Annotated in this window: 19 protein-coding genes; 4 read left to right on the top strand and 15 right to left on the bottom strand. The window is 59.8% G+C overall.

Annotation, left to right across the window (positions count from 1 at the left end; translation table 11 throughout):
* Positions 1-13: 13 nt before the first annotated feature.
* The 5 genes from BT119_RS03430 to BT119_RS03410 form a co-directional block, all read right to left on the bottom strand.
* Entirely contained in the window at positions 14-238 is a 225-nt protein-coding gene (locus BT119_RS03430; RefSeq protein WP_054081804.1) for a DUF6555 family protein, read from the bottom strand.
* A 737-nt stretch (positions 239-975) separates the two neighbouring features.
* Positions 976-2,802 (bottom strand): glycoside hydrolase family 15 protein, encoded by a 1,827-nt coding sequence (locus tag BT119_RS03425; protein WP_072364788.1) that lies wholly within the window; start codon positions 2,800-2,802, stop codon positions 976-978.
* On the bottom strand, positions 2,795-3,595 hold the full coding sequence (locus tag BT119_RS03420; RefSeq protein WP_054081805.1) for an SDR family oxidoreductase: 801 nt from the start codon (positions 3,593-3,595) through the stop codon (positions 2,795-2,797). Before BT119_RS03420 ends, BT119_RS03425 begins: the two co-directional genes overlap by 8 nt.
* A 66-nt stretch (positions 3,596-3,661) precedes the next feature.
* Complete coding sequence (locus tag BT119_RS03415; RefSeq protein ID WP_003367259.1) at positions 3,662-4,699, bottom strand: NADP(H)-dependent aldo-keto reductase; 1,038 nt, start codon at positions 4,697-4,699, stop codon at positions 3,662-3,664.
* A 97-nt stretch (positions 4,700-4,796) separates the two neighbouring features.
* Positions 4,797-6,608, bottom strand: a complete 1,812-nt coding sequence (locus tag BT119_RS03410) for an ABC transporter ATP-binding protein (RefSeq protein WP_003367258.1) — start codon at positions 6,606-6,608, stop codon at positions 4,797-4,799.
* Positions 6,609-6,696: 88 nt separating this feature from the next.
* Here BT119_RS03410 and BT119_RS03405 point away from each other — a divergent pair, with 88 nt between their 5' ends.
* Positions 6,697-7,122: a DUF1810 domain-containing protein gene (locus BT119_RS03405; protein ID WP_058416652.1), complete on the top strand. Its 426-nt coding sequence runs from the start codon at positions 6,697-6,699 to the stop codon at positions 7,120-7,122.
* Between the two features lie 7 nt (positions 7,123-7,129).
* Here BT119_RS03405 and BT119_RS03400 read toward each other — a convergent pair whose 3' ends face one another.
* The 9 genes from BT119_RS03400 to BT119_RS03350 form a co-directional block, all read right to left on the bottom strand.
* A complete protein-coding gene (locus tag BT119_RS03400) occupies positions 7,130-8,200 on the bottom strand; it encodes a DUF1615 domain-containing protein (RefSeq protein ID WP_072364933.1) in 1,071 nt (356 codons plus the stop codon).
* An 87-nt stretch (positions 8,201-8,287) separates the two neighbouring features.
* On the bottom strand, positions 8,288-9,196 hold the full coding sequence (gene glsB / locus BT119_RS03395; protein ID WP_054081807.1) for a glutaminase B: 909 nt from the start codon (positions 9,194-9,196) through the stop codon (positions 8,288-8,290).
* Positions 9,197-9,266: 70 nt separating this feature from the next.
* Positions 9,267-10,082: a class II aldolase/adducin family protein gene (locus BT119_RS03390; RefSeq protein ID WP_072364786.1), complete on the bottom strand. Its 816-nt coding sequence runs from the start codon at positions 10,080-10,082 to the stop codon at positions 9,267-9,269.
* Between the two features lie 594 nt (positions 10,083-10,676).
* Positions 10,677-13,079, bottom strand: a complete 2,403-nt coding sequence (locus BT119_RS03380) for a TonB-dependent receptor plug domain-containing protein (protein WP_072364784.1) — start codon at positions 13,077-13,079, stop codon at positions 10,677-10,679.
* Positions 13,080-13,360: 281 nt separating this feature from the next.
* On the bottom strand, positions 13,361-13,762 hold the full coding sequence (locus tag BT119_RS03375) for an ExbD/TolR family protein (RefSeq protein ID WP_072364782.1): 402 nt from the start codon (positions 13,760-13,762) through the stop codon (positions 13,361-13,363).
* A 1-nt stretch (position 13,763) separates the two neighbouring features.
* Positions 13,764-14,492, bottom strand: coding sequence for a MotA/TolQ/ExbB proton channel family protein (locus tag BT119_RS03370; protein ID WP_054081809.1), 729 nt, complete (start codon positions 14,490-14,492; stop codon positions 13,764-13,766).
* A 130-nt stretch (positions 14,493-14,622) separates the two neighbouring features.
* Complete coding sequence (locus tag BT119_RS03365) at positions 14,623-15,456, bottom strand: energy transducer TonB (RefSeq protein ID WP_003367248.1); 834 nt, start codon at positions 15,454-15,456, stop codon at positions 14,623-14,625.
* Positions 15,457-15,849: 393 nt separating this feature from the next.
* Complete coding sequence (locus tag BT119_RS03355; protein ID WP_072364780.1) at positions 15,850-16,344, bottom strand: copper chaperone PCu(A)C; 495 nt, start codon at positions 16,342-16,344, stop codon at positions 15,850-15,852.
* Positions 16,338-16,943 carry an SCO family protein gene (locus BT119_RS03350; protein WP_003367246.1) on the bottom strand — a complete coding sequence of 202 codons (606 nt, stop codon included), beginning with the start codon at positions 16,941-16,943 and terminating at the stop codon, positions 16,338-16,340. Before BT119_RS03350 ends, BT119_RS03355 begins: the two co-directional genes overlap by 7 nt.
* A 390-nt stretch (positions 16,944-17,333) precedes the next feature.
* On the opposite strand from BT119_RS03350, the gene BT119_RS03345 reads away from it, so the two are divergent.
* Positions 17,334-19,832, top strand: coding sequence for a TonB-dependent receptor plug domain-containing protein (locus BT119_RS03345; RefSeq protein WP_054081812.1), 2,499 nt, complete (start codon positions 17,334-17,336; stop codon positions 19,830-19,832).
* Positions 19,833-19,849: 17 nt separating this feature from the next.
* Here BT119_RS03345 and BT119_RS03340 read toward each other — a convergent pair whose 3' ends face one another.
* Positions 19,850-20,404: a TetR/AcrR family transcriptional regulator gene (locus BT119_RS03340; RefSeq protein WP_003367243.1), complete on the bottom strand. Its 555-nt coding sequence runs from the start codon at positions 20,402-20,404 to the stop codon at positions 19,850-19,852.
* Positions 20,405-20,583: 179 nt separating this feature from the next.
* On the opposite strand from BT119_RS03340, the gene BT119_RS03335 reads away from it, so the two are divergent.
* On the top strand, positions 20,584-21,744 hold the full coding sequence (locus BT119_RS03335; protein WP_003367240.1) for an efflux RND transporter periplasmic adaptor subunit: 1,161 nt from the start codon (positions 20,584-20,586) through the stop codon (positions 21,742-21,744).
* Positions 21,745-21,777: 33 nt separating this feature from the next.
* Positions 21,778-24,921 (top strand): efflux RND transporter permease subunit, encoded by a 3,144-nt coding sequence (locus tag BT119_RS03330; RefSeq protein WP_072364778.1) that lies wholly within the window; start codon positions 21,778-21,780, stop codon positions 24,919-24,921.
* Positions 24,922-24,936 lie beyond the last annotated feature (15 nt).

Raw genomic sequence — 24,936 nt, 5'->3', positions numbered from 1 at the left:
GGGTTGAGTGGGTTCAGGCCTGAGCCCACTCAACATTGGTGACACCAAAGTGCTCGGCATAGGGTTTCGATACCCGAGCGACCTTCTCCAGTCGATATTTCGGTATGCGTGCGAGACCTGCATCGACACTTGCGTAGTGCCATGCTTCAGCGTTATCCATATTCTCGGTTCGTATATAAAAGCTCTTGAACGAACCATTCAGCAGATAATCAATGCGGTAATGCTTTGGAAGTGCCATTGAAAGTCTGATCCTTTTTCAGCAGTGGCTTGAAGTATAGGTGACTCTATTCGTGGCGAAGAAATTCATTATTTTTTTGATGTCTGCGACCAATGAACTCTTCTTTTGGCTATATCTGTGGATCCCCAACCGCCTGGCAAGTCGTTTGGGATTGGCCCTGTCGGCACATAACTCGCGCGTGACTTCCACACACCGGCGCTTCCAGGATCCCCTGAAGCACGGACGTTGCAGTGGGTAGCGGCGCGCCGGCCAGTTGTCGACCAGTACGATCTCCTGCCGCACACGCTGGTGAGCTGCACGCTGGCAGATGAGTTCACGGGGCGCCAACCCGCCATCACCGTCGCCGCCGCGAAGTTGGCGAAGGCCTGCAGAGTATCCAGATAACGCTGCCGAAGCTCGCGGGGGCCCAACGAATCCAGGAGCGGCCTTCGGCAGACAGAATCACTGCTTAACTACCGGCCCTTCGCGCCGCGCATGGCTGATAACGTTGAAGTTGTACCGCGCGATCCGGTTATTTGATTGAACCATGAATCAATACTTGTCGCAGCGTAGAAAGTGTCAGACAACCGAATGGTATAACGCCCTCGGCGCGGCTGATGGGTTGATCGCGTTTAGCTCATGATTCAAGTAGTCAATATCGGCCATCGTTTCAAAACCACCGGCCGAAAGAACAGCCGGTGGCATTATTCATTGCGACAACGTGGAGCCGCTTGTGATTGATGCGTTTCTGTACCTTTTCAGGGCTGCCAAAGCGCCTGCCCGCCGCCCAGTTTGCGGTCCAGAAAACTGGCCGCACTGATCAACGCCAGATGGCTCAAGGCCTGTGGCGTATTGCCCAGATGATGAGCATGCGCGTCGAACTCTTCGGCGTACAAGCCCAACGGATTGGCGTAACGCAGCAACTGCTCGAACTCCAAGTGCGCCTGTTCGACCCGACCGGCGCGAGCCAGGCATTCGACGTACCAGAACGAGCAAGCCACGAAGGCGCCCTCCTCACCTGCCAGGCCATCATCATGATCGTCGTCGTTGCGGTAACGGAACACCATTCCGTCACGCACCAGCGCGGCCTCGATGGCATCCAGCGTCGCAAGCCATTTGGGATCATTGGCACCGACGAAGCGCACCAACGGCATCAGCAACATCGAGGCGTCCAGATTGCGACTGCCCTTGTGCTGCACGAAGTGCCCCAGGTCGTCGTTCCAGAAGTTCTCCCAGATATCGTTGTGGATCTCCTCGCGCACCTTGGTCCAACGCTCGAACGGCCCCGACAGTGAACGCTTGAAGGCCAGACGCAGTGCCCGGTCCAGCGCTACCCAGCACATAAGCCGGGAGTGCAGGAAGTGCTGATCGCCGCCGCGCATTTCCCAGATGCCCACGTCCCTGTCGTTCCAGTGCTCGCACACATAGTCGACCTGACGCACCACATGTTGCCAACCGTCGTGCGAGATGGCGTCGCCGTACTTGTTGGCCAGGTACACGGCATCCATCAGCTCACCGTAGATATCCAGCTGAACCTGCTTGTACGCTTCGTTGCCGATGCGTACCGGCTGCGCACCGCCGTAGCCGGACAAGTGATCGAGATTATCTTCCGGCAGCTCGGCGTGGCCATCCAGCGCATAGAGAATGCCGAGTTTCTCGGTCTGTTCGCAGCAGTCATCCAGTCGCCCACGCACCCAGCTCATGAAGGCATTGGCTTCATCGGTGTACCCCAGGCGCATGAACGCATACACGGTGAACGACGCGTCACGTATCCAGGTGTAACGGTAATCCCAGTTACGTTCGCCGCCCTCGGTTTCCGGCAGCCCGAACGTCGCGGCCGCGACAATGCCGCCGTGCTTGCGCGAGGTCAGCAGCTTGAGCGCCAACGCCGAACGGGTGACCATTTCACGCCAGCGCCCGGTGTATTGCGATTGCCCGGACCAGCGCCGCCAAAACTTCAAGGTGTCATCGAAATAGCGCGAGCATTTGCCCGCAGCAACGTTCGGATCGTCATTTCCGCCAAGGATGAACTCGATGGTCTGGCCCTTGTGCATATGAAATTCGGCCACGGCGTCGTGCTGCTCGAGACGCAACGGCGTCGCCGCCGACAGGCGCATGCCCGGTTGCCCGGCGGCTTCGAAACAGATGTCCTCACCCTCGACCCGCGCGGTGGTGTCGGCGCGGCTGTAATCCATGCGCACTCGGCAGCGCATGCGCAGCGTGGCTTGGCCAAAGCGCACCTGAACGCGGCGCACGATGCGCGGCAGATCGTCCTTGTCCTCGCCGATCGGCATCAGGTCGGTGACTTCCACCACCGCGTCCTCGGAAATCCAGCGGGTTTGCAGGACGTTGGTGTCCGGCAGGTAGATTTGCAGCCGCCTGGCGTCAGGCAGATCGGGCGCCAGCTGAAAGATCCCGGCGTCGGGCGTGTCCAGCAACGCGGTGAAAATCGACGGGCTGTCGAAGTCCGGCCAGCAACAGAAATCGATACTGCCGGTGTCGGCGATCAGGGCAGCACTGCGCATGTCGCCGATGATGCCGTGATCCTCGATACGGTTTTGCGCCTCTGCGGAAAAATCAGCCATTGCCTCGGAACTCCGGATAGAGGGTCATGCCCCCGTCGATGAACAGGGTGGTGCCATGCACATAATCCGAGGCATCGGAAGCCAGCCAGAGCACAGCATTGGCGACATCTTCCGGCTCGCCTATACGACCATAAGGGATCAGCTTGAGCATTTCCTTCTCGGCGTCGCCCTTGCGTGCATCGGCATTGATCGGCGTACGGATGGCACCTGGGGCAACACTGTTGACGCGAATTTTAAGCTCGCCGACTTCCTGAGCGATGCTGCGCATCAACAGGTCGACGCCGCCCTTGGACGCTGCGTAATTGACGTGCCCGGCCCATGGAATCAACTGGTGCACTGAACTCATGTGAATGATCTTGCCCATTGCCCGCGACACACCGGGGCGCATGCCCTGCTTGATGAACTGGCGCAATGCAGCGCGGGCGCAGAGAAACTGCCCGGTCAGGTTGACGTTAATGACGGTATTCCAGTCTTCCAGCGTCATGTCGACCATCGACGCGTCCTTCTGCAAGCCGGAATTGGCGACCAGAATATCCACGGCGCCGAAATGTTCGATGGTCTGTGCAAACAGCCGCTCGACGTCTTCTTCTTTCGAAACGTCGGCACCCACAGCCAGCGCCTTGCCCCCGGCCGCGCGAATCTCTTCGGCCAGCTTCTCGGCAGGTTCAGGCTTGGAGTTGTAGTTGATCACGACGGCGGCACCGGCCTCTGCCAGCGCGCGCGCGGCACCTGCGCCCAGACCGGAACTGGCGCCGGTAACGATTGCGACTTGTTGCTTGAGTGAGATGTGCATCAATTTCAGCCTCGGAGTAAGCGTATTAGTGCTGACTGGCGAGGCTGAAATTAAGTTCAGTGCAGGTTATGGCGCGGGGTTTGGCTGCGAGGTGTGAATGGCCTCGATACCGGCGATGACTTCATCGGACAGCGTGACGTCGATGCTCTCCAGATTGATCTTCAGTTGATCGAGTTTCGTGGCGCCAATGATGTTGCTGGTCACGAACGGCCGACTGGTCACGTAGGCCAGCGCCATCTGCGAAGGATCCAGACCATGCTCGCGGGCCAGCGCGACGTACCTGGCTGTAGCCGTGACGGCCTGCGGATTGTTGTAGCGCTGAAAACGCTCGAACAGGGTCAGACGGCCATCGGCCGGACGTGCGCCATCCAGGTACTTGCCCGCCAGCACACCGAACGCCAGTGGCGAGTACGCCAGCAGGCCGATCTGTTCGCGAATGGCGATTTCCGCCAGACCGACTTCAAACGTGCGGTTAAGCAGGTTGTAGGGGTTCTGGATCGAGACGGCACGTGGCAGATCGAGGGTTTCGGCAAGGTGCAGAAAACGCTGAGTGCCCCATGGCGTTTCGTTGGAGAGGCCGAAGTGGCGAATCTTGCCCGCCTTGACCAGATCGCCCAGTACCGACAGAGTCTCTTCGATTTCGACAGCCTGATCATCCGGGTCGTGGGTGTAACCGAGTACGCCGAAGAAGTTGGTCTTGCGATCCGGCCAGTGCAACTGGTACAGGTCCAGGTAATCGGTATTAAGGCGCTTGAGGCTGGCTTCCAGCGCCGCAGTGATGTTCTTGCGGTCGAGGCGCGGATTGCCATCGCGGATATGATCCATACGACCTGGACCGGCGACCTTGCTGGCCAGTACCCAGTCGTTGCGGTCGCCGTACTTCTTGAAGTACTCGCCGATGATGCTTTCGGTCTTGGTGTAGGTCTCGCCACGCGGCGGCACCGGGTACATTTCTGCGGTGTCGAGGAAGTTGACCTTGGCATCCTTGGCCATACGAATCTGTTCGAATGCTTCATCCTGGGTGTTCTGCTCGCCCCAGGTCATGGTGCCCAGACAGATCGCGCTGACCGACAGATCGGTTTTGCCCAATTTACGAAATTGCATCGATGTCTCCGTTTGATTCAAAAAGATACAGCCTGAAACAGGGCTCCCATAAAACGCCGACTGGTCATTCACTGCAACACTTTTTATCCGGTTTCACCTAGCGATAACCCTGCGCCTGCAGATCGAACAGCGCGGCGTAGCGCCCTGCGGTGGCGATCAGGCTGTCATGATCACCGCGTTCCAGCACCCGCCCGTGCTCCAGCACCACAATGTGTTCGGCGTTGCGCACGCTGGAAAACCGATGCGATATGAGTAGCGTCATGCGCCCTTTGGCGTACTCGCGAAAATGCTCGAATACTGCCGCTTCTGCGCCTGCGTCCAGCGCGGCAGTCGGCTCGTCGAGAATCAGGATATCGGCGTCGCGGCGCATGTAAGCGCGTGACAACGCGATTTTCTGCCATTGCCCGCCGGACAGCTCCTGGCCTCCCGCAAACCAGCGACCCAATTGTGTGGCGTAGCCTTTGTCGAGCTGTTCGATGAACTGCGCGGCCATGCCCTGCGCCGCCGCTTCGCGCCAACGGCCTTCATCATGGAAGGCCTGAGTGTCGCCAACGCCGAGGTTCTCGCCGACCAGAAACTGATAGCGAATGAAGTCCTGAAAAATCACGCCGATGCGCGAGCGCAAGGCGTCTTCATCCCACTCCTGCAGGTCGCTGCCGTCCAGCAGAATGCGGCCTTGATCAGGTTGGTAAAGACGCGTCAGCAGCTTGATCAGGGTGGTTTTTCCCGAGCCGTTCTCGCCCACCAGGGCGACGCTGCGCCCCGGCGCCAAGTGCAGATCGATGTTTTCCAGTGCCGGACGGCTGGTCCCCGGATAAGTGAAACTGACGTTCTCGAAGCGCATGCCATCACCGGGCTGCGCGCCCACGGTCAGGCTGCCGGCAGACGGCGTAACCGGCTGACCGAGGTAGACATACAGGTCGGCCAGATACAGCCCGTCCTCGTATAAACCACTGATGGCGCTGAGACTGCTGCTTACTGCGGCCTGCCCCTGCTTGAACAGCACCAGGTACATGGTCATCTGCCCCAGGGTGATCCGCCCGTGCACCGCATCGACCACCACCCAGGCGTAGGCCAGGTAAAACGCAGCCGTGCCGAGCAGGCCGAGCAGGAAGCCCCAACCATCACGGCGCACCGTCAGGCGCCGGTCTTCGGCATACAGACGCTCGAAGGTGTCGCGGTAACGCTTGAGCAGCAGCGGCGCGAAGCCGAACAGCTTGACCTCTTTGATGTAGCCCTCGTGGGAGAGCAGTGTTTCGATGTAGTTCTGCCGACGGGTTTCCGGAGCACGCCGGGTAAACAGGCGGAACGCGTCGCCGGAAAAATGCGCCTCGGCAAAGAACACCGGCAATGCGCCGAGCACCAGAATCAGCAACGCCCAGGGCGAGAAATGCACCAGCAGTACGGCAAAGCTGATCAGCGAAATGAGGTTTTGCAGCAATCCCAGGGATTTGGTCACCAGTGCCAGCGGGCGTGTCGAGGCTTCACGCCGGACGCGCACCAGCTTGTCGTAAAACTCCGAGTCTTCGAACTGCGACAGCGACAGCGTCTGGGCCTTCTCCAGAATCAGGGTATTGACCTTCTGCCCCAGCAGCACCCGCAGCAACGCCTGCTGCACGGAAAGCCCGCGCTGTGCTGCCGCGAGCAGAGCCAGCACACCGGCTTCGAACAACACATAGCGCAACACCGGCCACAACGGTGCTTCGCCTGCGCTGGCGTGCAACTGCATCGCAGCGACCACCGCATCGACGATGCGCTGGCCTAACCAGGCGGCCAGCGCCGGCAGCAAGCCGGCGATCAGCGTAGCGACGATCAGGCCGATGGACAGCGCTCGGGAAGTGGTCCAGACCAGATGCATCGCGCGCAAGGCCTGGTGCATGAACGAAATGAAACGCTTGAAAACCGGCATACGCTTAAAAACTCTTCAGACAGGTCGAACCCCCATGTCGGGCGGCCATCATACGACCACAGGTTCGTTGAAAAACAGGAAACTCATCATGAAAGATGCTTACAACCTGCAACGCTTTGTCGATGCCCAGCAACCGCTATTCCAGCAGGTATTGACAGAACTCGAAGCCGGGCAGAAACGTTCCCACTGGATGTGGTTCGTGTTCCCGCAGATCCAGGGGCTGGGGCGCAGCGACACGGCGCGACACTACGCAATCACCGACATCGACGAGGCCCGGGCTTACCTGCAACATCCGGTATTGGGCCCGCGTCTGGAACAGTGCGCCGGCATCATTGCTCCTCAGGTAGAACGTTCGGCACGACAGATCTTCAGTTCGCCTGATGACATGAAACTGCATTCGAGCATGACCCTGTTCAGCATCGCAGCGCCTGATCGACCTGTGTTTCAGAAGGTGCTGGATACGTTTTTCGAGGGCAAGCGGGATGCGATGACGATGAAACTCCTGTCACGTTGATTCAAACTCACTTCGGTGCGCGCTGTACGCAACGCTCGCGTCGGTCGTCAACGCGCTCGGCAAACCAGGCGGTGGTGAGGTTACGGGTGATTTTCGGGCTTTTCAGGGTGATGCCGGGCAGGATCGCTCTGGGCAACGGTTTGCCAGCTGCCCTGTCCGCCAGTGCGAAGACCTTGCTGTACAGGTCGGTCTCCTCGAATTCCAGCGTGTCGCCCTGCTTGAGCTGGCTCCATATCTGCGACTTGTTCATGCCCAGTCGATCGCCAAGGGTGCGCACCGCAAGCTCGGTGGAACCCGGTGAGGTGGAGTCAAAGCGGATCAGATCGCCATCCAGCGCCAGCTCGATGCCGGTCGCCCGACTCACGGCATTCTGGAAGGCAGCATTGCGGCTTGCGTACCAGCCGGCATTGAAGTCGGCAAAACGGTACAGCGACTGGGTGTAGTTGACCGGGTAGCCCAGCAGGTGGGCGATACCGAAGTACATGCCGCCACGGCGGGTGAAGACTTCGCGACGAATCGAACCATCGACCGTGTAGGGGTAATCCTCGGCGTGTTTCTCGGCAAAGGCGATGCTGACCTGCATCGGCCCGCCGGTCTTGACCGGATTGAAGTTGCCGAACAACGTCTGCCCCAGCGGCACCATGCCGATGAAATCATCGAAGATCGCGCTGAGGTCTTTCTCGGTGCGCGCAGAGTCGAGGCGTTTGCCGTAAGTCTTGCCGTCCGGCGAGCGCACGCGCAATGCGGTGGCGATCAGCGCATTGGGAATGTGCAGCCGCGCCGCGCGGCGGTTGATTTCGGCGCGGGCGATGCGGTCCATGTCCGGCACCGCAGGATCGACCTGAAAGGTCGACTCCTGCTCGGTAACGGCCATCACCGAACACAGGTTTTCGGTGGTCAGCGGGATCTTCTGCGCAGCAAACGCGGCATGAATATCCGTAGCCCACGCCTGGCGATCCGTCACATTGGCAGGCATCAGACGCACGATCTGCGCACGCGCCTGTTCAGGCGTCAGTTCGGGTTCCTCGACGCGCTGCGTGCCACAGCCTGCCAATACCAGCAGCCCGACGCTCAGCAGGAGCGATTTGCATAGCCTTCGATTCAATCCATGACTCCTGTCTGGTTCGCGCTTCGACGCGCTGTTCACTTCAGAAGGCTTTTTATCTCAAAAGACCGACCAGTCGACCCGCGCGCTGAGTTTCTCCAGCGCAGCCATACCGACAAGGGAATTGCCCGCTGCGTTCAACTCCGGGGACCATACACAGACCGAAGCACGTTCGGGCACGATCGCAACGATACCACCGCCTACCCCGCTCTTGCCCGGCAGGCCTACGCGATAGGCGAAATTGCCGGCTTCGTCGTACAGGCCGCTGGTGGCCATGATCGAGTTGACCTGGGTGGCCTGTCGCGCCGTAAGGACCTGCTCGCCGCTGTGGGCGCAAAAGCCCTGATGGGCCAGAAACCCGAACGCCTTGGCCAGGTCGATGCAGTTCATGCTCAGCGCACAATGATGAAAGTAGCTGCGCAGCACGTCTTCCACATCGCCGTGAAAATTATCGAAGGATTTCATCAGATAGGCCGCCGCAGCATTGCGCGAACGGTGCTGGTATTCGGAGTCAGCGACTTTGGAGTCGGAGGTGATCGCCCGATTGCCGCACAGGCGTCGAACGAAGTCGCGCATTGACAGTGACGGTGCTGCAAACCGCGCCTGGTTGATGTCGCAGATCACCAGCGCACCGGCATTGATGAACGGGTTGCGCGGCCTGCCCTGCTCGAATTCCAGTTGCACCAGCGAGTTGAACGGTTGGCCGGAAGGCTCGTGTCCGAGGCGCTGCCAGATATCCTCGCCCGAGTGGCCGATGGCTTGTACCAGGCTGAACACCTTGGAAATGCTCTGTATCGAAAACGCTGTTTCGGCGTCACCGGCGCTGAACACCTGACCATCGTTGCCGTACACCGCGATGCCCAGCTGATCTGGCCGGACCTCGCCCAGTGCCGGGATGTAATCGGCTACCTTGCCCTGGCCAAGCAAAGGTCTTACTTCATCGAGGATTTCGTTCAGCAGGTCTTGCATGTGTGCGCCCCTTGTTTTGGCTGCGCACACTACACCAACCTCAAGCGCCTCGCATCATTGCGTTGCAGGCTCAGGTCTTGTAGTCGGTGTCGTTACGCTCCAGCTCGCGAATCAGGGCATTCCAGTGCCGTGCGACACCCGGCGCATGCCCGTCCTTGATGGCCTTTGCCTGCTGCTCCACCCTGGCAATGACCTCGCGTGGCGGGAACACCAGTTCGGCGTTACCCGCCGACTGCGCTGCAATCTGAATATTGCAGGCGTACTCAAGGGCATGAAGCTGCTGGAACGCATGCTCGACACTCACCCCGCCGGTCAGCAACCCATGGTTGCGCAGGATCATCACGCTTTTGTCACCCAGGTCGGCGACCAGCCGTTCGCGTTCACTCAAGTCCAGCGCAATGCCTTCATAGCCGTGGTAAGCCACCCGGCCGGAGAAGGCAATCGAGTGCTGAGAGATAGGCAGCAGCCCGTCCTTTTGGGCCGACACGGCGATACCGTCACGGGTGTGGGTGTGCAGCACCGCTTGCAGGTCGTGGCGCGCAGCATGAATGGCGCTGTGGATCACGTAACCGGCGTAGTTGATACCCAGCCCGGTGGGGTCATCGACAATCGTCCCGTCAATATCGACCTTGACCAGGTTGGACGCGGTGATTTCATCGAACAGCAGCCCGAACGCGTTTATCAGAAAGTGCTCGTCGGGGCCCGGCACGCGTGCCGAGAAATGCGTATAGATATGATCGGTCAAGCGCTTGAGCGCCGCCAGACGATAGGCCGCCGCCAGCTTGACCCGGACTTCCCATTCCTCCGGCGACACTCTGTCGCGCACGCTGCCGCTACCCGACGGCGTCGTACCTGAGTGGGCTGGCAAAGCGCTGACGTTGCTCATGGTATTGCTCCTGGATGACTGCTGACTGATCAGCAAGACTAGGCGCATGGGGATTCAATTAAAAATCACATTTACTTCTAAGCTAATTATAAAAAATGAGAATATTAAAGTCTGTCCTGCTACCGGGTTTGCATGTGTCCACGAGGATCTATTAATGTTCCTAAAAGCTATTTAAATAAATTTTTATATAGCGATATGCTCCAGCATTGGTAACCCCCATGGAGCATCGCATGTCCAATACCGCAAGATTTCTGCTCCGTATCAGTCGCGTCACAGCGGCCGACGCTCCGCGTCACACAGCGGTTTTTTGATGTCAGGTAGATTGAGGTTCGACTCAGGTCACCTTTTCGCCACTCGGCGAGTCACTTTGATGGGGCCAAAGTGACAAAGGCCCCTGGCTCCGTTTCCGGCCCGACTTCGTCGGGTTCCTTCGCCCTGTCACTGACGTCGCAATTTGCGTCGTCAGTGCCATCGCGCCAAAAAAGCGCTTTCGTTTATGTGCAGTGCCCAGGAGCAAGGCATAGCGTCGTGTTGCAGCATCACGAGCTTTATGCAAACGCAACGTATTGGAACGACAGTCAGCGGCAAATCGCGCTACCAGTTATACGTCACCTTGCCGTAGTAATAAGCGCCGCTGTACCCGTAGGGAGAGAATGTGCTGTAGGCCAGGTTGCCGCCGCTGGAGGAGAAGTCGTTGAGCTTTTCCGGGTATTTGTCGGTGACGTTGTCGCCGCCCAGGGTGAAGACCCAGCTCTTGAGTTTGTAGTCGACCGCCAGGTCCAGCAGCCAGGCGGCGCTGAAGGTCTGGTCGTTGAGCTTGTCGGCCTGATAGCTGGTGAACTCGCCGTAGCGGACCAGGTTGGAGTGCAGCGCCCAATTGCCGAACGTCAGGTCATTGCCCAGTGTCAGTTTGTGTTGTGGCGTGGTGTCACCCAGCAAACCGATGCGCTCCCTGCGATCTACCCGCACCAGATTCACTCCCAACTGATCGAGAATCGCCGGGTTGGCCTTCACGTCGGTGACTTTGGTGTGGTTGTAGTTGTAACCCACCGTGCTGTTCCAGCGCACACCGTTGTCGAACTGGTAGCGGTAATTGGCGACCAGATCGACGCCATCGGTGCTGGTGTCCGTGGCGTTGGTGAAATAGCGGGCACTGGTGTAGTTGATATCGCCTACGCCATTACTGCGCAGGTAATTGATGGCGGTGTTATTGAGCACCAGATTGGAGGACAGCGAGATACGGTCCTGAATGTCGATGCGGTAGACGTCGGCAGTCACGGTCAGGCTGTCCAGCGGCTGGAGTACCAGGCCCAGGCTGTAGTTGCGGGACTTTTCCGGCTTGAGGTCTTCGGCACCCAACAGTTGTGCAACGTTACTGCCGGCCGGAAACGTGCCCGCTTCCTGGATGGTGTTGCCAATCAGTTGCGACGACGTGAAGGTAAAGTTCTGTTGCGCCAGCGAAGGCGCGCGGAAGCCTGTCGATACGCTGCCTCGCAAGGCCACCTGCGGAGTGAAATCGTAGCGCGCTGACAGCGACCCGCTGACATTGGACCCGAAATCGCTGTAGTCCTCGTGGCGGACGGCAGCCGACACACCGAGCTTTTCGGTCAGATTGGTTTCCAGGTCCAGGTACTGTGCGAAGTTATGCCGCGAGTAACTGCCTGCATCCGCCGAGCGGAAACCGCCCAGCCCGGAACTGCCGGTCTGGAAATACGACTCCGCCTGCCCTGCCTCGATCTGATAGCCCTGACGCAGGTATTCCGCGCCAAACGCAACCGATACCGGATAAGGCAACCACGCTGCATTGAATTCTCTGGAAAGGTCGAGGCTCAGTTGCTTCTGATCATTGGTCAGCGTGCCGTTGTAGAAGGAACGCGGCGTGTTCAGTCCCAATGAGGTGTTGATGGTTTTGGTGCGCAGCTCATAAGCGTTTTTGCCATAGTTGGCGGACACGTCGTAGTGCCAGTCATACGCCAGCTCTCCCCGCAGGCCAGCGACCAGCGAGGTGTCTTCGAGCGTGCCGTTGATCAGCGGCAGATAGCCGTTGGGATAAATCGCCGCAATGTTATTTGAAGCATTGCTCGGCCGATAGAACGCGGCGGTTTCGCCACGCCGCTTGCTGTAGCCCCCGAAACTGTAGAACTCCGCCGCGTCATTGAAGCTGTATTCAGCGTTGTACTGCAGCTTGCCCTCATGCGTCTGCGGCTCACCCTGGCGGAACACCTGCTGACCGTAAGTGGTGGACCCGATACTGGACGCTCGAAAGTCGTCACCGGCGCGGTTGGTGTAGTCGTTGTTGACCCCTTCACCGGAAAGGTTGAACGCGCCATTGTCGCCCAAGGCAGAACCGGTATTGCCCGACACCTGACGCTGGATACCGTCGCCCTTCTTGTATTGGCCGTACTGGCTGGAAATCGACCCGCCATGGTCCGCGCTCTTGAGAATGATGTTGATCACCCCGGCGATGGCGTCGGACCCGTAACGTGCCGACGCACCGTCGCGCAGGACTTCGATATGGTCGATGGCCGACAGCGGAATGGCATTCAGGTCGGCAGGTGCCGAACCACGTCCGACCGCCCCGCCCAGATTGACGAAAGCAGATGTGTGGCGGCGCTTGCCATTGACCAGCACCAGCACTTGATCCGGCGACAGGCCGCGCAGTTGCGCCGGACGCGTCAGCTCCGCACCGTCCACCAGGCTCGGCCGGGGGAAATTGATCGAAGGGATCAAACGTGCCAGCACGGTACCCAGTTCGCTGGAGCCGGAACTGCGCAGGCTGTCACCGGATATCACATCGATGGGCGAAAGAGAGGCGCTGGCGGTACGCTCCTGCGCACGGGTGCCGGTGACGATCACTGTACCCAGGGTGGACGCGCCCTGAGTGTTTTGCTCATCTGTCGCTTCTGCGCCGAATGCACTTGCACTGATGCCCGTGACGCTCAGCAAATTGGCTGAAAAAATCGCCGAGGCCACTACACTGCGTTTGAAATACCCCATACCACTACCCCTTGAAAATCCCTGATCCAGAAACTCTGCTCTGGTTACAACGAGCGATCCGTGCGGCGGACGGTGGCGATCATTACGGTGTCTGATTGATGTTCCGGTGGCCCGATGCGTTATAGCTTAATGAAATTGATTTAAATATTTAAATATCAATAACGAATAAGAATCTGCATTTGTGTCAGTACTGAAAAATGCCTGCGATGCAGACAAAAAAAGGCCGCACCTGCCTGAGGATGCGGCCCAAAACCGTTGAAGCTGTAGATGGTATAAATCTGTTACCTGGCAGTGATCACCGACAATTTGGTAATCCCGGCACGCTCAATGGAGGCCATGGCGCGCGCGACTTCCCCGTAATTGACGCCATTGTCCGCCTGCAATTGCACGCGTACGTCAGGCGCCTTTTCCTTGGCCGCCTTCAGGTTGGTTTCCAGCAAGTCCGGCTGGATTTCGTCCTTGTTGATGAACAGCTTGCCCTGCCCGTCGATACTCACCACCAATGGGTCTTTCTGCTCCACTGGCGTGACCGATTCGGTCTTGGGCAGGTTGATCGGGATTGAGTTGGTCAACAGCGGCGCGGTGACGATGAACACCACCAGCAGCACCAGCATCACGTCTACCAGCGGCGTGACATTGATCTCGCTCAGCACTTCATCGGTGTCTTGTGTGGAAAAAGCCATCTCAGGAGGCCTCCTTCACGTTCTGCCCGACGTGCGCGCCCGCAGTGCCCGACTTCAATACCGGATGCAGCAGCACACGGAAGGCGCTCTTCTGCGCCAGGCTGTAGAAGTCATGGGCGAAGTCATCCAGATCGGCAGCGGTCAGTTTCAGGCGTCGCAGAAAGTAGTTGTAGACCAGCACTGCAGGCACTGCGACGGCAATGCCGACGCCGGTTGCCACCAGCGCCGCGCCGATCGGCCCGGCTACCGTTTCCAGGCTTGCCGAACCGGCCGCACTGATGCCCTTGAGGGCTGACATGATGCCCCAGACCGTACCGAACAAACCGATGAAAGGCGAAGTGCTGCCGATGCTGGCGAGGATGGCCAGACCGGTTTCCAGCGAGCGCCGCTCGCGGACGATCTGCTGACGCAAGGCGCGCTCAAGGCGGTCCTGATGGTTGATGGACTGACTGAGGTCATTGGCCTGCGCGCCATCCGGCACCTGAATGGCGGCGTAACCGGCCAGGGCGACCCGAGCGGCAGCGCCCGGTTGCTCCTGGGCCAGCTGAGCGGCGGAATCCAGGCTCGATGCGGCCCAGAACTGTTTGTGGAACTTGCGATCCTGAGACTTAAGGCGCGAAAACTGCACGCCCTTGAGCAGGGCCAGGCCCCAAGTAGCGACGGAAAAAATGACCAGCAGCCAGATGACCGCGTGTTCGATGGATTCAAAAGGCGAAGCAATCAGGTTCATGGCGCAGCTCTCTCTGAACAAAGTCTGAACAAGGCATGGGGTGTGTCGCGATGCGCCTTTGGTTCAGGTAGCTCGCCAGGTCAATCGAATAGCCGGGTTTGGTCTTGAAACGTTATTTGATCTTGAATCCTTATTTGATCCTGAAATCAATGGGCACGCTGACCCAGCCATCCTGGGCTACATCGCCCTGCCTGGCCGGAACGAAACTCCAGCGTTTCACCGCCGCCAGCGCGGCATCGTCAAGCTGGTCGCGGCCACTGCTCTTCTGTATCTGAATCTCGCCGGGCTTGCCGCTGGCCAATACATGTACGCGCAACAGCACAGTGCCTTCCCATCCGCGACGCATGGCCAGCGACGGGTATTCCGGGGCCGGGTTGCGCAGGTAGCCCGCGCTGGCCGAGGCCGGGGTTACCGGCTTTGGTGCCGGCGGAGCGGGTGGCGCAGGCGCAGCGACAGGGGCTGCAGGCGCCGGAGGCGCGGGTGGCTGCTCAACCGGCTTGGCTACTGGTTTCACGACCGGCTTGACCACCGGTTTGGGCGGTTGTGGCTTGGGCTTGGGAATCGGTTTTGGCGGTGGTGGCTTGACGGCCAGTTCGTCCTCGATCGGAGGCGGCGGTTCGACCACCGGCTGCACGACAGGCTCGGGCGGTGGCGGCGGTGTTTCCACAACCGGTGGCGCAGGCTGGGAAAACTCGATGGTCATCGGCGGAATTTCAGGTGGCACCACTGGCAGTGTCGGCGTCGGGTTCTGGCTCAGCCAGTAGATGACTGCGCCATGAAATACCAGCGCCAGCGCACCGAGCAAAATGGCTTCGCGCCGCCCGAGAATGGGCTTGGGGGTGCGTTGCAGCCGCGATAACGCCAGTGGCGCACGGAAAGGACGCCCCAGATCGACCAGGTCGCCACTCGGCGTCTGGCGCCAAGGCACATCATGTGCACTGGCTGCGGTCTGGACATTGCCCATTGATACACTCCTGCATTTTCATGATAAAAATCCAGGTTCTGTTGGTATCAGTCACCTTCCTCAGGCCGATATGGCGAGGCAATCATCGCCGAAAAAAGCTTGTTCCTGAAAAGAATATTTGGTTCGCCGGTTAGATCCTAAATGCATATAGGAGGCGGACGTTCCGGGTTCGCTTTTGAACGTGCAGTGAGGCACAGAGTTGTGACGCGGAGCGTCACGAAAGGCATTCCCACGCTGGAGCGTGAGGAACGATAGGCGTCATGTAGATCACTCTCTTGCCGATGCATCGAGCACCCTGTTTGCTGGGGGGCTGTGCCGGCCTCCTCGCGAGCAAGCTCGCTCCCACAAGGCCGGTTTATAACGACGAGTGCCCCGCGTCCGATGCTGCAAGCCTCAATGGCCGCTGTGATCGCCGTGGCTGCTGTGCTCGTCGCTGGTCAATGACTTGGCGACCGCAGTGACCTGGATCGATTGCTTCGCGCCCTTGGCGTCTTCTACGGTCAGGGTCAGAGGCACCTGATCGCCTTCTTTGACCTGGGCAGCCAGGCCCATGAACATCACGTGGTAGCCGTCGGAATCGAGCATCACCGGTTTGCCGGCCGGCAGGTCGACCGAGTTGACGCGCTGCATGCTCATCACGTCGCCTTTCATGCTCATCTCATGGATCTGCACGGTTTTCGCAACGGGTGAAGCAACGTCGACCAGCTTGCTGTCCGTGTCCGAGGTGATACGCATGAACGCACCCGTGGCGGACTGGCCCGGCACGGTGGCGCGAACCCAGGCATCATCGACGTGTGTTTCCGCCAGGGCCTGAGCGCTCAGGCCCAACAGCGAAAGGCTCAGCAGCAGCGGCTTTGCAACGTTACGAATCAAAACGGTCATCAGCATACTTCCATCAAAGTGAGCAGATCTTCAGTGCATTGTTGAGCGGACAGCCGGTGCGACAACCCCAGGCGCAATACACCGCGGGTGTCGTAGACGTAACTGGTCGCGGTGTGCGAGATCGTGTAGGTGTCACCCAGTGGGACCTTCTCGAAGAATACGCCGAACTCCTTCGCCGTTGCCGCCGTTTCTTCAAGCGTGCCGGACAGTGCGACGAACGTCGGATCGAAGGCCTTCACATAGGCGTCAATCACTTCGGGCGTGTCGCGCTCCGGGTCCAGGGTAATGAACACCACCTGCAGCGTCTTGCCCTCCTCGCCCATCAGCTTCCTGATTTGAGCAGCCCGCGCCAGCGCCGTGGGGCAGATGGCCGGGCACTGGGTGAAACCGAAGAAGATCATCGGCATCAGGCCGCGAAAGCTGGACAAGGTCTTGACGTTGCCTTGCGAATCCTTGAGCCGGAAGTTGCGGCCGACAATCTCGTTGCTCATGTCCTTGCCATGCTTGAACGGCAACGCATTGGAGCTGCCGCAGCCGGTCAACAGGCCAAGGCTCAGCAATGAGAGGCCAGTGACCACCTCGCGGCGTGTCAGATGTTGCGTCATGTCTTGCGTCCCCTGAGGATAAGGCGCGTGGGTTCAGACAAATTCAAAGGCGGCGAATTTACCACTCAAGGACAATGGGGAATACCGCCAATCCTGTATCAAGCCATGAGCAGACGCGCAAACGTCGCGCTCATGGGCTGCCATACGTCGTGCGACAAAACAGCACAGGCGTTGCAACCTTTCCAACAGCCTCCCTTGCAGCGGTCGACACGCAAAGCATTAAATGCAAATAACGCATCAACATTTAAAATATAATTCCATAAATTAATAATTAGCATATAGCCAAAAGGCCTTTCACAGGTCCGTTTCATAACTCTATATTCGCCAGCAAACCGACCCTTGCCGTGTGGAGGTGCCCAGGATTTTTCAGCATCCAAGGATCACTTCGCTATGGCCTTATTCGCTAACGCCCCTCGTCTTGCCCTGCACAACCCGTTGATCAAAAGCATCGCGCTTGTCGGCCTCGGTCTGATGAATCCGGCTCAGGCTGCCGAGGAAGCGACCGACGAGGAGGCACGTCTGGAAAAGGTTACGGTAATTTCCACCGGCATTCGCGGCGCTCAGCGCACGGTGACTAAAAGCCCGGCCCCGATTGATATCGTGACCAGCGATCAGTTACTGAAAACCGGTCGCGCCGACCTGACCGAAGCCATCGCCAAACTGCTGCCATCGTTCAACTACGGCACCAACGTCGCAGGCTATAACTCGACCATCCGCCCCCTGTCCAACCGCAGTCTGGCACCGGCCTACACGCTGGTGCTGGTCAACGGCAAACGCCGTCACAACAGTGCTCTGCCTGCCAACGGCTCGACCGACAGCAGCGGCGCAAACTCGGTGGACATCGACATGATCCCCATCAGTGCGGTGGAGCGTATCGAGGTCCTCAAGGACAGCGCCGCCGCGCAATACGGCTCGGACGCGATTGCCGGGGTGATCAACGTGATTCTGAAGTCCGGCGCCGAGGGCGGTCATCTGGGGGTGACTTATGGCAAGCTGTACAGCGGCGAAGGCGAAGTGACCAAATTCGAAGGGGACACCGGCTTCGAACTGGGTGACGGCGGCTTTCTGCATCTTTCGGCCGACGCCCGCAAGCGTGGCGATGCCAGCTGGAACGAAAAAGCCACTAATAACGCTTACTTTCCCGGCGATTCTCGGGAGGCGAGCTGGGACCGGGTCGGGGTCAAGAACGGGGATCCGCAGATCAAGGCGTTCAACCTGGCCTACAACGCCGAACTGCCGCTGGATGATCAGACCACACTGTACTCCTACGGCACCTATGGGCAGCGTGACGCCATCATCAACAACTACTTCCGCTACCCCAACGGCAACGCCAACATTCCCGAGTTGTTTGCCGATGGCTATTACCCGTTGAACAATCTGGACGACACCGACTACCAGTATCTGATTGGCGGCAAGGGTGAAGCACTGGGCTGGAACTGGGACCTGAGCACCACGTACGGGCGCAATAACAATCATCAGTACAGCGATAGGACCATCAACCCGTCGCTGGGCCCAGCCTCCCCGACTTCATTCGATGATCTGGCGACCTATCGATTCGAACAGTGGGTCAACAATATCGACATTACCCGCGCATTCGACGGACTGTTTGGCGTACCGCTGCAAGTTTCTGCAGGCCTTGAACATCGCTGGGAGCATTTCCAGACTTTTTCCGGTGACGCGCAGGCCTATCAGGTCGGCGGCTATCGTTTTCCGGCCACCCTGCCCAACGGTCAGGCCAACCCGCTGACCGGGCAACTGGCGTCGATTGCCGCCCAGGCCGCAGCGGTCATCTCGCCGCAGGATACGACCAGCCTGCAACGCAACAACTACGCAGCCTACGTCGATTTCGGTATCACCCCGATAGAACCGCTGTTCGTCGATCTGGCCCTGCGCGCCGAGCATTTCGATGATGACTCGGGCAACACGGTCAGCGCCAAGCTCAACTCGCGCTACGAATTCACTGACACCTTCGCCGCGCGCGGCACCGTCGGCACCGGCTTTCGTGCACCTTCACTGACCCAGATCGGCTACAGCATCTCCGACAACAGGGTCGGTGCTGCGCCAGACGGCACCATTGTTCCCGCCGTGACGCGCATTGCGCCGGTCAACTCGGCGCTGGCCCAGGCGCTTGGCGCAACCAGCCTGGACCCGGAAAAATCGCGCAACCTGGGGTTTGGCGTGACCTGGCAACCGGCACCTCGCACCAGCCTGACGGCGGACGCCTACTGGATCGAGATTGCCGATCGCATCGCCCGAACCGAAAGCCTGTACGGGCCGGCGCTTGCACCGATTCTTGCCGCACAGGGCGTGGACACCAGCACCTGGACCTCGTATTACGCCAATGCCTTCGACACGCGCACGCGCGGCCTGGATATCGTTATCGACCACTCCAGTCAGTACGGCGCATGGGGTGATGTGCGCTGGAGCGCCGGGTTCAATTACAACAAGACCGTCATCATCGACGTCAAGGATGCACCGGCAGCCCTGCAGGGGCTGGGCAGTAACCCCGGTGGCAGCCTGACCTGGGTCGGCCGGGCCCGCGAAGGCGATCTGACCGATGCGCAACCGAAAACCAAATGGGTGCTGGGCGGCAAATGGACGCTGGGGGATTTGGGCGTGAACCTGCAAACCACTCGTTATGGCAAGGTCAAGACGCTCCAGCAACTGGAAAGCGGCGACCGCAGTTTCGGTGCCAAGTGGATCACTGACCTGGAGGTGTCCTACACCCTCTACGACAACATCACCCTCAGTGTTGGCGGCACCAATATCTTCGATGTGCGCCCGGACAAAAACGCGATCCCCTCCGCCGTCGGACTCAACCTGTACGGCAACTCGCCGTTCTATCCGGGCGGTGGCTTCTGGTACAGCAAGATTGCCTACGATTTCTGACGTCTGCACAGAACTGCCTATCGTGCCGCCGCTCCGTGCAGGAAGAACTGGGTCACCAACGCGCCCATACCGGCGCGTGCCACACGGCCACGGCGTTCGGCGTCGACCATCCCGGAGAGCAGCGCAGCGAACATTTCGGTCAGGACGGCGGCACCGACGTCGATCCGGAACAGGCCTTCACGCTGACCACGCAGGAAAAATGCATCAAGGGCGTCGGAGTAAGGCAACCAGCGGCGCCCTCCGCTGCTTTCGTCGAGCGAATCCGGACGCCACTGAAACACCAGAAAGACCAGCATTTCGCGGTGCATGAGGTGGTTGTCGACCAGCCGCTGAAGCGCTTCCAGCGGCGGAGCAGTCTGCAGATCCGCGTCGGCGACCATCTGATTCATCAGGTCCGAGGCATGATTGAGCAGCAATTCCACGAGGTTGGCGCGAGTGCCGCAAAAGCGGTTGAGCGTCGCCTTGCTGACGCCGGCCGCCTGAGCAATATCCTTGAGCGTACCGTTGGAGTGGTCGACCAGCGCAACGGCCAGGGCCTTCAGAAATTTGTCGTCAGCAGCAGGTAATTCCATTGGGTACGTATTCAACTCGTATAAGTGGCAGGCGGCGCATTGTGCAGAAACCTTACCGGGTTCTCAAAGCACATACACAATTAGTCACTAAAGGCTCATGTGAGTCAATATTGACTCACCGTCTTTCAGAGTGGATCATTCGCGGCTTTAGCATCTGATGGGCTGCGGCCGGGTGAACGATGAGTAGTTTCAGCGATTGGCGTGTGATGCCTGCAGTAGCCCTGCTGGCAGCGTTGGGTCTGGCCGGGTGCGAGCAGAAACAGCAGCAGGATCACGCGGCATCGAAAGCGCCCAAAGAGGTGGAAGCCATTACGGTCAACGCCGAATCGTTCACGGTCGTTGACGAACTGCCCGGCCGTATCGAACCGGTGCGTGTGGCGCAGGTTCGCGCGCGGGTGGCCGGCATCGTGCTGAGCCGCAACTTCGAGGAAGGCGCCGATGTGAAAGCCGGCGCAGTGCTGTTCCAGATCGATCCGGCGCCGTTCAAGGCTGCGCTGTCCAAGGCGCAGGGAGATCTGGCCCGCACTGAAGCCACGCTGTTCGAGACTCAGGCCACGGTCAAACGTTACGAGTCGCTGGTGGAAATTGAAGCGGTCAGCCGCCAGACTTTCGACACCGCCCGCTCTGCACTGCAAAACGCAATCGCCGCTAAAAAGTCGGCTCAGGCTGATGTCGAAACGGCCAGGCTGAACCTGGGCTATGCCACCGTCAAGGCGCCGATTTCAGGCCGCATCGGCCGCGCGATGGTGACCGAGGGCGCGCTGGTCGGTCAGGGCGAAACCACGCTGCTGGCAACCATTCAACAACTCGACCCGGTCTACGCCGACTTTACCCAGCCGGCTGCCGAGGCCTTGCAGATGCGCGCCGCGATACAGGAAGGCCGCTTGCCCAAGGGCGGCGAAGACGCGTTATCACTGAGTGTCGACGGCACCGATTACACGAGCACCGGCACCCTGCTGTTTACCGATGTCGCAGTAGACCGGACCACCGGCCAAGTGTCGTTGCGCGCCCGCTTTGCCAATCCCAAGGGCGTGCTGCTGCCCGGTATGTATGTGCGGGTGCGCACACCGCAGCGCGTCGACAGCAACGCCATTCTTGTCCCGCAGCGCGCCGTTCAGCGCTCCGGCGACGGTGCAGCGCGCGTGCTGGTGATTACCCAGGACGGCACGGTCGAAGCGCGTCCGGTCAAAACCGGGGCGATGCAGGATTCGCGCTGGCAGATCACCGAAGGCCTGAAGGCAGACGAACAGGTCATTGTCGGCAATATGACCGGGCTCAGCGCCGGCGACAAGGTCGCGCGCAAATCGCCATCCGCCCAACCGCAGGCCAAGGCGCAATAAAGCCGCCTTCAGCGCGACCGAGGATCACTGTCAATGTCTCTCTTCTTTATCAAGCGCCCCAACTTCGCCTGGGTACTTGCCCTGTTCATCCTGCTCGCCGGGTTGATGGCTCTGCCGTCCCTGCCTGTGGCGCAGTACCCGGACGTGGCGCCACCGCAGATCACCATCACCGCCACCTACCCCGGTGCATCCGCGAAGGTGCTGGTCGATTCGGTGACCAGCGTTATCGAGGACGAACTGAACGGCGCCAAAGGGATGCTGTATTACGAGTCGACCAGCAACTCGACCGGCAGCGCGGAAATCAACGTGACGTTCGTGCCAGGCACCAACCCGGACCTGGCTCAGGTCGAAGTCCAGAACCGTATCAAGAAAGCCGAAGCACGCTTGCCGCAGACGGTCCTCAGCCAGGGCCTGCAGGTCGAACAGGCCAGCTCCGGTTTTCTGTTGATCTACACCCTGAACTACAAGGACGGCGCGACCAACAAGGATACCGTCGCGCTGGCCGACTACGCGGCACGCAACGTCAATAACGAAATCAACCGGGTGAACGGTGTCGGCAGGCTGCAATTCTTCGCTGCCGAAGCCGCGATGCGGGTATGGATCGATCCGCAGAAGCTGGTGGGCTTCGGGTTGTCCATCGACGACGTGAATGCCGCGATTCGGGCGCAGAACGTGCAGGTTCCGGCAGGCAGCTTCGGCAGCAGCCCGGCCTCGTCACTGCAGGAATTGACGGCCACCCTGGCGGTAAAGGGCACTTTGGACAACCCGGAAGAGTTCGGGCGCATCGTTCTGCGTGCCAACGAAGACGGCTCTGCGGTGCACCTGTCCGATGTGGCGCGTGTAGCGGTCGGCAGCCAGGATTACAGCTTCGAATCACGTCTGAACGGGCAACGTGCCGTCGCCGGTGCCGTACAGCTGTCGCCGGGCGCCAACGCGATCCAGACGGCCAGAGCCGTCGAGCAGCGGCTCACTGAGCTGTCGGTCAATTTCCCGGAAGGCGTCGGGTTTTCGATACCGTACGACACCTCGCGCTTCGTCGACGTAGCCATCGACAAGGTGATCTACACCCTCATCGAAGCCATGATCCTGGTGTTTCTGGTGATGTTCCTGTTTCTGCAGAACATTCGTTACACGCTGATCCCGACCATCGTGGTCCCGGTGTGTCTGGCGGGAACGCTGGCGATCATGTACCTGATGGGCTTCTCGGTGAACATGATGACCATGTTCGGCATGGTGCTGGCCATCGGTATTCTGGTCGACGACGCCATTGTGGTCGTGGAAAACGTCGAGCGGATCATGGCTGAAGAAGGCCTCTCTCCCGCCGCCGCAACGGTCAAGGCGATGCAGCAGGTTTCCGGGGCGATTTTCGGCATCACGCTGGTCCTGGCCGCTGTGTTTCTGCCACTGGCGTTCATGGGCGGCTCGGTCGGGGTCATCTACCAGCAGTTCTCGCTGTCGCTGGCCGTGTCGATTCTGTTTTCAGGTTTCCTGGCCCTGACGTTCACCCCGGCGCTGTGTGCCACGCTGCTCAAGCCGATCCCGGCCGGGCATCATGAAAAGCGTGGTTTCTTCGGTGGTTTCAATCGTCTGTTTGGCACGTTCACCGACCGTTACGAGCGCGTCAGCTCGAGCATGATCAAGCGCGCCGGCCGCTACATGCTGCTGTACCTCGGTATCGTCGGTCTGCTGGGCTTTTTCTACCTGCGCCTGCCGGAGTCCTTTGTGCCCGTTGAAGATCAGGGCTATCTGATCATCGATGTGCAACTGCCTCCCGGCGCCACCCGGTCGCGTACCGACCTCACCGCGCAATTGCTCGAGAACTACATGCTGTCCCGCGAAGCCACGGGTGCGGTGACCATGCTGCTGGGGTTCAGCTTCTCGGGCATGGGTGAAAACGCCGGTCTTGCGTTCCCGACCCTGAAGGACTGGTCGGAGCGCGGCAAGGGCCAGTCGGCGGCTGAGGAAGCGGCGGCATTCAACCGGCATTTTGCAGGGCTCGGCGACGGCACGGTGATGGCGGTGACGCCACCGCCTATCGACGGCCTGGGCACCTCGGGCGGCTTCTCGCTGCGCCTGCAGGACCGTGCAAGCCTGGGCCGCGAAGCCCTGCTGGCGGCACGCGACAAGCTGCTCGGCGAGGCCAACGGCAACCCGAAGATTCTCTACGCGATGATGGAAGGTCTGGCCGAAGCGCCGCAATTGCGCCTGAACATCGACCGCGAAAAGGCCCGGGCGCTGGGCGTGAGTTTCGAATCGATCAGCAATGCGCTGTCCACCGCTTTCGGTTCCTCGGTGATCAGCGACTTCGCCAATGCCGGACGTCAACAGCGCGTGGTCGTGCAGGCCGAACAAAGTTCGCGAATGACCCCGGAAAGCGTGCTCAAGCTCTACGTACCCAATAGCAGCGGCACGCTGGTGCCGCTGGGCGCCTTCGTTTCGACGCACTGGGAACAAGGCCCGGTGCAGATCGCCCGCTACAACGGCTACCCCGCATTCAGGATTTCCGGTGATGCAGCACCGGGCGTCAGTACCGGTGAGGCCATGGCGGAAATCGAACGGATCGTTTCCGGGCTACCGCAAGGCATCGGTTACGAATGGACTGGCCTCTCCTATCAGGAAAGAGTCGCCAGCGGCCAGGCGGTCGGACTGTTCGGCCTGGCGCTGCTGGTGGTGTTCCTGCTGCTGGTCGCGTTGTATGAGAGCTGGGCAATCCCGCTGGTGGTGATGCTGATCGTTCCCGTCGGCGCGCTGGGCTCCGTGCTGGCCGTGACGGCCGTCGGCATGCCCAATGATGTGTATTTCAAAGTAGGCCTGATCACCATCATCGGGCTGGCCGCGAAAAACGCGATTCTCATCGTCGAGTTCGCCAAGGAACTCTGGGATCAGGGCCATTCCCTGCGCGACGCGGCACTTCAGGCTGCACGGCTGCGCTTTCGGCCGATTGTCATGACTTCGCTGGCCTTCATCCTTGGCGTGGTGCCGCTGACCCTGGCCACCGGCGCAGGCGCTGCAAGCCAGCGCGCCATCGGCACTGGCGTCATCGGCGGCATGCTCAGCGCGACGCTGCTGGGCGTGGTTCTGGTGCCTATATTCTTTTTCTGGGTGTTGACCGTGCTGCGCCGCAAACCGCATGCGCAACAGATTACCGACGATCAGCAACTGACGGAGAAGCGATAGGCAGCAAGCAACCAG

Source organism: Pseudomonas sp. NFACC10-1, from assembly GCF_900119195.1.
GTDB classification, from domain to species: Bacteria; Pseudomonadota; Gammaproteobacteria; order Pseudomonadales; family Pseudomonadaceae; genus Aquipseudomonas; species Aquipseudomonas cerasi.
The sequence above is the reverse complement of the archived record's forward strand: the minus strand, read 5'-3'. Positions and strand labels throughout refer to the sequence as shown.

Excerpts from the sequence above, each read along its gene's own strand:
- BT119_RS03430 (WP_054081804.1), bottom strand. The coding sequence starts at position 238 with ATGGCACTTCCAAAGCATTACCGCATTGATTATCTGCTGAATGGTTCG.
- BT119_RS03425 (WP_072364788.1), bottom strand. The coding sequence starts at position 2,802 with ATGGCTGATTTTTCCGCAGAGGCGCAAAACCGTATCGAGGATCACGGC.
- BT119_RS03420 (WP_054081805.1), bottom strand. The coding sequence starts at position 3,595 with ATGCACATCTCACTCAAGCAACAAGTCGCAATCGTTACCGGCGCCAGT.
- BT119_RS03415 (WP_003367259.1), bottom strand. The coding sequence starts at position 4,699 with ATGCAATTTCGTAAATTGGGCAAAACCGATCTGTCGGTCAGCGCGATC.
- BT119_RS03410 (WP_003367258.1), bottom strand. The coding sequence starts at position 6,608 with ATGCCGGTTTTCAAGCGTTTCATTTCGTTCATGCACCAGGCCTTGCGC.
- BT119_RS03405 (WP_058416652.1), top strand. The coding sequence starts at position 6,697 with ATGAAAGATGCTTACAACCTGCAACGCTTTGTCGATGCCCAGCAACCG.
- glsB (WP_054081807.1), bottom strand. The coding sequence starts at position 9,196 with ATGCAAGACCTGCTGAACGAAATCCTCGATGAAGTAAGACCTTTGCTT.
- BT119_RS03390 (WP_072364786.1), bottom strand. The coding sequence starts at position 10,082 with ATGAGCAACGTCAGCGCTTTGCCAGCCCACTCAGGTACGACGCCGTCG.
- BT119_RS03380 (WP_072364784.1), bottom strand. The coding sequence starts at position 13,079 with ATGGGGTATTTCAAACGCAGTGTAGTGGCCTCGGCGATTTTTTCAGCC.
- BT119_RS03375 (WP_072364782.1), bottom strand. The coding sequence starts at position 13,762 with ATGGCTTTTTCCACACAAGACACCGATGAAGTGCTGAGCGAGATCAAT.
- BT119_RS03370 (WP_054081809.1), bottom strand. The coding sequence starts at position 14,492 with ATGAACCTGATTGCTTCGCCTTTTGAATCCATCGAACACGCGGTCATC.
- BT119_RS03365 (WP_003367248.1), bottom strand. The coding sequence starts at position 15,456 with ATGGGCAATGTCCAGACCGCAGCCAGTGCACATGATGTGCCTTGGCGC.
- BT119_RS03355 (WP_072364780.1), bottom strand. The coding sequence starts at position 16,344 with ATGCTGATGACCGTTTTGATTCGTAACGTTGCAAAGCCGCTGCTGCTG.
- BT119_RS03350 (WP_003367246.1), bottom strand. The coding sequence starts at position 16,943 with ATGACGCAACATCTGACACGCCGCGAGGTGGTCACTGGCCTCTCATTG.
- BT119_RS03345 (WP_054081812.1), top strand. The coding sequence starts at position 17,334 with ATGGCCTTATTCGCTAACGCCCCTCGTCTTGCCCTGCACAACCCGTTG.
- BT119_RS03340 (WP_003367243.1), bottom strand. The coding sequence starts at position 20,404 with ATGGAATTACCTGCTGCTGACGACAAATTTCTGAAGGCCCTGGCCGTT.
- BT119_RS03335 (WP_003367240.1), top strand. The coding sequence starts at position 20,584 with ATGAGTAGTTTCAGCGATTGGCGTGTGATGCCTGCAGTAGCCCTGCTG.
- BT119_RS03330 (WP_072364778.1), top strand. The coding sequence starts at position 21,778 with ATGTCTCTCTTCTTTATCAAGCGCCCCAACTTCGCCTGGGTACTTGCC.